General features: G+C 40.1%; 6 protein-coding genes. All 6 read right to left on the bottom strand.

Annotated features, from left to right (window positions below; translation table 11 throughout):
- Positions 1–255: 255 nt before the first annotated feature.
- The 6 genes from B3R79_RS03550 to B3R79_RS03525 all read right to left on the bottom strand — a co-directional run bounded on the left by B3R79_RS03550 (position 256) and on the right by B3R79_RS03525 (position 6,396).
- Positions 256–429 (bottom strand): hypothetical protein, encoded by a 174-nt coding sequence (locus tag B3R79_RS03550; RefSeq protein ID WP_154454679.1) that lies wholly within the window; start codon positions 427–429, stop codon positions 256–258.
- 92 nt (positions 430–521) lie between these two features.
- Positions 522–1,835 carry a GTPase ObgE gene (obgE, locus tag B3R79_RS03545; RefSeq protein ID WP_154454678.1) on the bottom strand — a complete coding sequence of 438 codons (1,314 nt, stop codon included), beginning with the start codon at positions 1,833–1,835 and terminating at the stop codon, positions 522–524.
- Between the two features lie 64 nt (positions 1,836–1,899).
- Entirely contained in the window at positions 1,900–2,028 is a 129-nt protein-coding gene (locus B3R79_RS03540) for a DUF4044 domain-containing protein (RefSeq protein WP_167829270.1), read from the bottom strand.
- A 71-nt stretch (positions 2,029–2,099) separates the two neighbouring features.
- A complete protein-coding gene (locus tag B3R79_RS03535; protein ID WP_293693790.1) occupies positions 2,100–2,828 on the bottom strand; it encodes a pseudouridine synthase in 729 nt (242 codons plus the stop codon).
- Between the two features lie 97 nt (positions 2,829–2,925).
- Positions 2,926–4,575: a peptide ABC transporter substrate-binding protein gene (locus B3R79_RS03530; protein WP_293693788.1), complete on the bottom strand. Its 1,650-nt coding sequence runs from the start codon at positions 4,573–4,575 to the stop codon at positions 2,926–2,928.
- Positions 4,576–4,752: 177 nt separating this feature from the next.
- Positions 4,753–6,396 carry a SulP family inorganic anion transporter gene (locus B3R79_RS03525; RefSeq protein WP_293693786.1) on the bottom strand — a complete coding sequence of 548 codons (1,644 nt, stop codon included), beginning with the start codon at positions 6,394–6,396 and terminating at the stop codon, positions 4,753–4,755.
- Positions 6,397–7,155 lie beyond the last annotated feature (759 nt).

The raw sequence follows: 7,155 nt of genomic DNA, 5'->3' as shown, positions 1-7,155 counted from the left end.
ATTATCGAACTTGCTCTTTTTGCTAATAACCTTTTGAAAATGGTCGGATGCTAAAGCATCTCGACTTTTTACGTTATCTACTATCAGGTAGATAACTTGATTTCTTACTAGCTCCCGATAAAAATCAATATTATTTTTATCAGGAACTAGTAACTCTCTAAATCTATTAGGAGTGTTGTCATTTTGCAGCTATAATACTTTTACTCTAGATAAAAAACCTAGCCATATAGGCTAGGTTTTTAAAGTAAGCAGGCTTTATTCTTTTATTTCTCCTGCTTTTTTTGCGGCTAACTTTTCGCGCTCCAACCGCAAACGTCTATTTGGGTTTAATGTATTGAACAGTTCTTCTAGCTTTTCAGCATTCCAAACATCGGCTGCTGATACAAAATTCCCATCTTTATCTCTAAAAGATATCGGTTTATCTCCCATAAGAACCCCCAATAAAATACAATATAAGATCAATTATAAATCATCACAATTCCTATCGTTAGATAACTATGCTATCAACGACAAGTGGCAGGTTAATCTACAAATTCAAATTCAAAGTTACCGATTCGGACGATATCACCATCTTTGGCTCCGCGTTCACGAAGGGCTTCATCGACACCCATACCACGCAATTGACGGGCAAATTTCATTATAGATTCGTCGCGTTCCATATTGGTCATGACAAAGAGCTTTTCAAGTTTTTCACCTGACAATACCCATGCTGCATCGTCATCACGTGAAATCTCAAATGGAGGTTCGTCTGGATCAAAGCCATAGTAAACTTCTTCATCCACCATGTCATCATCAGTATAAAGCAAGAATTCATCTGTCTTAGCAAGCAATTCTGCTGTTGCTTCCATAAGATTATCCAAACCCTGATGTGCCAAGCTTGAAATTGGGAAAATCATTGGCATTTCTTCGAAATCATCGTAATTCGCAGCTAATTTTTCCTTAAAGACTTTCAAGTTTTCTTCGGCTTCTGGCATATCCATCTTATTGGCCACGATAATTTGTGGGCGCTCCATTAAACGAAGATTGTAAGTTTCAAGCTCGTTGTTAATCGCTAGATAGTCTTCGTACGGATCACGTCCTTCGCTAGCTGACATATCAATCACATGCAAAATAACGCGAGTGCGCTCAATATGACGAAGAAATTGTGTTCCAAGTCCAACACCTTGCGAAGCCCCTTCAATCAAGCCTGGCAAATCAGCCATAGCAAAACTGTCACCTGATTTGGTGCGAACCATACCTAGGTTTGGCACGATTGTGGTGAAGTGATAAGCACCAATTTTAGGTTTAGCGGCTGTCACGACACTTAGCAAGGTTGATTTACCAACTGATGGGAAACCGACCAAACCAACATCTGCCAAGATTTTCAATTCCAACTGCAATTCACGCTCTTCACCTGGCTCACCATTCTCAGCAATTTCAGGTGCAGGGTTACGCGGAGTCGCAAAGCGGATATTACCGCGTCCACCACGTCCACCACGAGCAACTACAAATTCTTGACCATTTTCAACCAAGTCAGTGATAACTTTGCCAGTTTCGGCATCGCGTACTGTCGTTCCTTGCGGCACTCGAACAATCAAGTCCTCTGCCCCACGACCATGCATTCCCTTAGTCATACCTTTTTCACCTGATTTGGCTTTGAAAATGCGGTTATAACGAAAATCCATCAAGGTTCGCAAACCTTCATCCACTTTAAAGATGACTGAGCCTCCTTTTCCGCCATCACCACCCCAAGGTCCACCGTTGGGAACGTATTTTTCACGACGAAATGCAACCATTCCATCACCGCCACGACCAGCTTTGACACTGATTTTTGCGGTATCTAAAAACATACTCATGATTATTTCCTATTCTTTCATTAAAATTGCACTAAAGCATAAAAAAACGCCTCTTCAGCGTTTCTTACATAATAGAACCGATAGCAGCCGCTACAATGCCCCCTACGGTTACAAGAAGCATCAAGATAACAACTACCATTGTTAATTTTTCAAATAGCGTTTTTTTACGCGGTCCGTTTTCACCAAATGCCACTATTACATACCTCGCTCATTTACTTTATACCTATTATCATAACATTAAAGCAGCAAATAATCAAATAACTACTACAATTCCACACCAAATTCTGCTAAAGAAGCCACTTCTTCAGCACTTAAGCGACGCCATTCTCCCAATGCTAACGAGGTATCCAATTGTAAAGGTCCCATGCTGATGCGCTGCAAATCCACCACGGTTTTCCCGCAAGATTGAACCATGCGTTTCACCTGATGAAATTTTCCCTCTTTAATCGTAATCTCAACAAAACTCGTATCCGTGACCTTATCAACCTCTAAAATGCTCAATCGAGCAGGCTGGCAAACAAAGTCTTTCAAGGTAATCCCTTCAGCAAAAGCAGCTACGTCTTCTTTTGTCATCACACCAGCCACCTTGGCACGATAGGTTTTCTCCACGTGTTTTTTAGGTGATAACATGGCATGAGCTAGTTTCCCATTATTGGTCAATAGCAAAAGCCCATGGGTATCAATATCCAAACGCCCCACTGGAAAGACTTCCTTATCCCAAGCCGTTTTATCCAACAAATCCAAAACCGTTTGATGATGGTTGTCCTCCGTAGCTGAAATAACCCCTTTTGGCTTGTTCAAGAGATAATAAACGTATTTTTCATAAACAAGTCTTTGATTGTCAAAGACAATCTCATCAGTTGAGGCATCTATTTGGCGTTTTGCTGACGTTTCAATCTTATCATTCACACAAATTTGTTTTTTCTTGAGCAATTGCTTGACCTCTGTTCTCGATCCCAACCCTACTTCAATTAAAAATTTATCTAAACGCATACTAACCTTTCTATAATGGCACTCTTTTTATTGTAGCATTTTCAAAGCACAAAGAAAACAAGGTAGGTAAACCCTACCTTGTTTAATAACCTAAGCCTTATTCTTTGTAAGCGTAAGTAAAGTCAACTGATAATCCTGTTGAGTTACGAACAAGTCCTTTCAATGAAGGATTTTGAAGTGATTCTGTACTACGGAAGTAGATTGGGTTGTAGTAAGCATTTTCGTAAAGGATTTTTTCTGCTTCTTTGTAGTCTTCAGCAGCTGCTTCTGGATCTAGAGCATCTGTTGTGATAGCTTTTTTATAAGCAGCATCGTAATCAGTGTTTGAGAATTTACCATAGTTATATGATGAATTTGATGTGAACAAGCCGTAGAATGTTGAACCTTCTGGGTAGTCACCACCCCAAAGAACAAAGGCAACATCAAAGTTTTGGTTCTTAGTATCTTCTAGACGTTGTTTGAAGGTAACGAATTTTTCTTCAACAGTCAATCCTGGAAGAGCTTCTTCCCAAGTTTGTTTGAGGTAATCAACAGTCGCTTTTGCAACTGGGCTATCAGCATCTGATGTGATAGTCAATTTAACAGAGTCTGTACCCAATTCTGCTAAACCTTCTTTGAAGAGTTTTGTTGCTTCTTTCTCATCATAGCTATAACCTGGCTCAACGTAATCAGTCAAGTCTGTACCATCAGGCAACGTTTCAAGTCCATAAGGTACCAAGGCAGTTGCTGCTTTAGAACCGGTGTCGATAGCGGCTTTAACGATACCTTCGCGGTCTGTTGCCAAGTTAAGAGCTTGACGGATTTTAGTATTTGTCAAAGCTGGTACAGTACCAGTTTCGTTATAAACCAGGTAAGCTGTTGTTGCTTCTGGAACTTGGACAACGTCTTTATTGTTTTTGTTAGCGTTGTAGATGGCTTCTGTACCTGAGATACCAGCTGCATCAAGTTCGCCATCTTTATACATTTGAACGGCTGTATCTGGTTTCTTGATGGTTTGAATGTTGACTTTTTCGTTTTTCACATTGTCAGCATCCCAGTAGTATTTGTTTTTAACCAACTTGAATGTGCCACTTGTACCGTTCCAATCTTCAACAGTGTATGGACCAGAGTAAAGGGCTTTGTCTGAGTTTGTTCCGTAATCAGCACCTGCTTTTTCTACAAATGCTTTGCTTTGTGGCATGAAGTTTGTAAACGAAAGAAGACTCATGAACTGAGGTGAAGGGCTAGACAAAGTAAAGATAACTTTATTGCCATCTGCTTTAACACCAAGTTCGTCAACACTCTTAGTACCAGCGATCACTTCTTCGACATTCAAAACGTGTGCATCAGAAGCAAGGTAAGCATACTCTGAAGCTGTTGTTGGGTCAACAATACGTTGCCATGTGTAAACAAAATCTTCAGCAGTTAAGTCGCTACCGTCTGACCATTTCAAGTTATCACGCAAGGTTGCTGTGTAAGTCAAACCGTCGTCAGAAACTTCAACTTTTTCAGCCAAGTCAGGTTTCAATTCACCTTTTTTATTGCGGCGAAGCAAGTTACTACCTGAGTTACCAATGGCAATAGATGAGTAAGTATCAGTGTTTTTTGAAATGTCTAACGTATTGATTTCAGTTGGAATGCACCAGTTGATTTCGTTTTTTGATGATGACGAAGATGAACTGCTACCTCCACAAGCTGCTAAGGTCACTGCCGACAGCAAGGTCACTGCACCTAATCCAACACGTTTCCAATTTGAAGTGATCTTCATAAATGGTTCCTCCTAACCATAACTTTCTTTCATGATTGATACTATTATAACATACTGTTTTCAAAAAATACAGAAAATTTCTAAATTATTGAAAAATTCCATAATTTCATTTCATTTTTTTTGATTTTCTTCTATAAAAGTAAAAAAACGACAGCCCTTAGCCATCGTTTTATCAAATTATTGTAATTCTGCTGCTCGTTTTAAGGAAGCATCAATGTTTGGGCAGATATTCTTTTCACCGATTTTTTCAAGAAAACCTGCTTTTTTCATCACACGGAAAGGTTGGGGGTTGACGTGCGATAAAATCAAGGTCATGCCACGTTGCTGACAGGTTTCACGGATTTCTTCAAGAGTATCCAACCCTGAAATATCCATAGCAGGAACATTTCGCATCCGAAGAATCAGGGCATTTTTACCTTCCTCATAGCTAATGTCAAGAAAGTCATTGGTCGTTCCAAAGAACAAAGAACCAAACACTTCATAAACCACGGTATTTTTTGGCACTACTTTTAAATCAAGCGCGTCAGTATTCTCATTATCTGCTTCATCAACCCATTGGCGAACTTCCGCGATGTCTGACATTCGTTTCAAGAATAAAAAGGCCGCTAAAACCATACCAAACTCAATCGCAACCACCAAATCAAAAAAGACGGTTAACAATAGAGTAGTTACCAAAACAACAATGTCACTCTTTGGAGCCGTACGTAGCATATATACAAAAGTTCGCCAACCACTCATATTGTATGCGACCATAATCAAGATAGCCGCCAAGCAACTCATTGGAATCAAAGAGGCATAGGGCATGAGAAAGAGTAAAATTAACAACAAAACAAGTGCATGCGTCATACCAGCGATTGGCGTGCGTCCACCGTTTTTAACGTTGGCTGCTGTACGAGCAATAGCTCCTGTTGCAGGAATGCCACCGAATAAGGCCGACATCATATTTCCCACACCTTGCCCAACTAATTCAGCATTTGAGCGATGACGACTGCCAATCATACCGTCTGAAACCACACAAGACAGCAAGGATTCAATTGACGCTAAAATAGCAATGGTGAAGGCAGGTGATAACAGTTGACGCACCAACGAAAGGGAGATGTTGGGCATTGAAAAGGTTGGTAAACCTGCCTTAATGGTGTACAAATCTCCAATCGTTGGGACAGATAAATGGGCCAGCTGAACAATGGCAGTTGTTACAAAAATAGCTACCAGTGAGCTTGGTATTTTTTGAGAAACACGAGGCCAAAAAATCTGAATGCTAAGAGCCAACAAACCAATTAGCAAGGTTGGCAAATGAATAGTATTAAGGTGTTGGGCATAAGCTACTAGTTTATCTGTAAATTCAGCAGGAACTGCTCCCATGCTTAATCCCAAGAAATCCTTTAATTGCCCCACTAAAATACCAATGGCAATCCCCAAGGTAAAACCAACCGTAATGGTTTTAGGAATAAAACTGATTAAATTTCCAAATTTTAACAAGCCCATGACAATCATCATCAAACCCGCTAAAAAAGTAGCCGTTGCCAAGCCACTCATGCCATATTGCGAGACGATGCCATAAATAATCACAACAAAGGCGGCGGTTGGACCACCGATTTGTACGCGGCTTCCCCCTAAAAACGAAATAAAAAAACCAGCGATAACACCGGTGTAAAGCCCTTGTTCTGGATTCACACCTGACGCAATTGCCAAAGCAATTGATAACGGTAGAGCGATGATTGCCACGATAATTCCAGCCACAAGATCTTTTGCAAACTGTGCTCTAGTGTAACCCTTGAGCGTGCTAAACAGTTTTGGTTTTATGTATTGAAAAGCGTCCATTCTCTCCTCCCATCTTTATTTGCTCTCAGACGCTTACGAGAACTTCACCTCCCATTTTATCATAGCTCCACCAAAAACTCTAGACCTCTTAGGCCAAAAAAGCCTGTTATTTCGGTTTTTTTAGCCCTTTTTCACTTAATTTTACAATGATAAGTGTACAATAAAAACTGGCTCTATAATTCTGTAGTAGGTAAATCCACTTTAGAAATTATGGTACCTTTTCCTCTGTTAAAAACATACTAAGATTAGTAGTGAGAAAATCCCCCGACAGGAGAAAGCACTCGCTACTTTTCCTTTTATGTTAAAGTAGTGGTATCTTGTTAAGTCGAGTTCTCTTTTGACGCTAGACGTCATAACAAAAACTGGCAAGGCACCTGTTTTAGGGAGAATTTTATCAAAGTATGTAGGACGCAAGATATCATTTTCAATACTCGATGTCAGGTGTCCCACATACTTGGAACCATTCGAAACAACACAGCTCTAAAACTAAGACCCCCAAACGGGATTCCCGTTTGGGGGTATGCTTTCTGCCTATTTACTCTTGTCATTCTTCAACAAATAAAGTAAAATAAGAACAAGTCTGATTTGTTCCATGCGAACACCTCCTTTCGCCCAGCAAAAACCATGCTTGCATGGTAAGCTGAAAAAGCGAAAGAGGTTGAGCAGGAACGTGTCACAAATATTCTGTGGCAGAAAGCGTAAGAATTAACTAACTTACGCTTTTTTATAACCTAAAAAAGAAAAGACGATGCGCGTGCT

The organism is Streptococcus sp. UBA3373, assembly GCF_002360305.1.
GTDB lineage: Bacteria > Bacillota > Bacilli > Lactobacillales > Streptococcaceae > Streptococcus > Streptococcus alactolyticus.
Note: the sequence above shows the minus strand (reverse complement) of the source record. Positions and strands in the feature narration are given on the sequence as shown.

Bases quoted from the DNA above. Each gene is read 5' to 3' on its own strand.
- B3R79_RS03525 (WP_293693786.1), bottom strand. From the start codon at position 6,396: ATGGACGCTTTTCAATACATAAAACCAAAACTGTTTAGCACGCTCAAG.
- obgE (WP_154454678.1), bottom strand. From the start codon at position 1,835: ATGAGTATGTTTTTAGATACCGCAAAAATCAGTGTCAAAGCTGGTCGT.
- B3R79_RS03550 (WP_154454679.1), bottom strand. From the start codon at position 429: ATGGGAGATAAACCGATATCTTTTAGAGATAAAGATGGGAATTTTGTA.
- B3R79_RS03535 (WP_293693790.1), bottom strand. From the start codon at position 2,828: ATGCGTTTAGATAAATTTTTAATTGAAGTAGGGTTGGGATCGAGAACA.
- B3R79_RS03530 (WP_293693788.1), bottom strand. From the start codon at position 4,575: ATGAAGATCACTTCAAATTGGAAACGTGTTGGATTAGGTGCAGTGACC.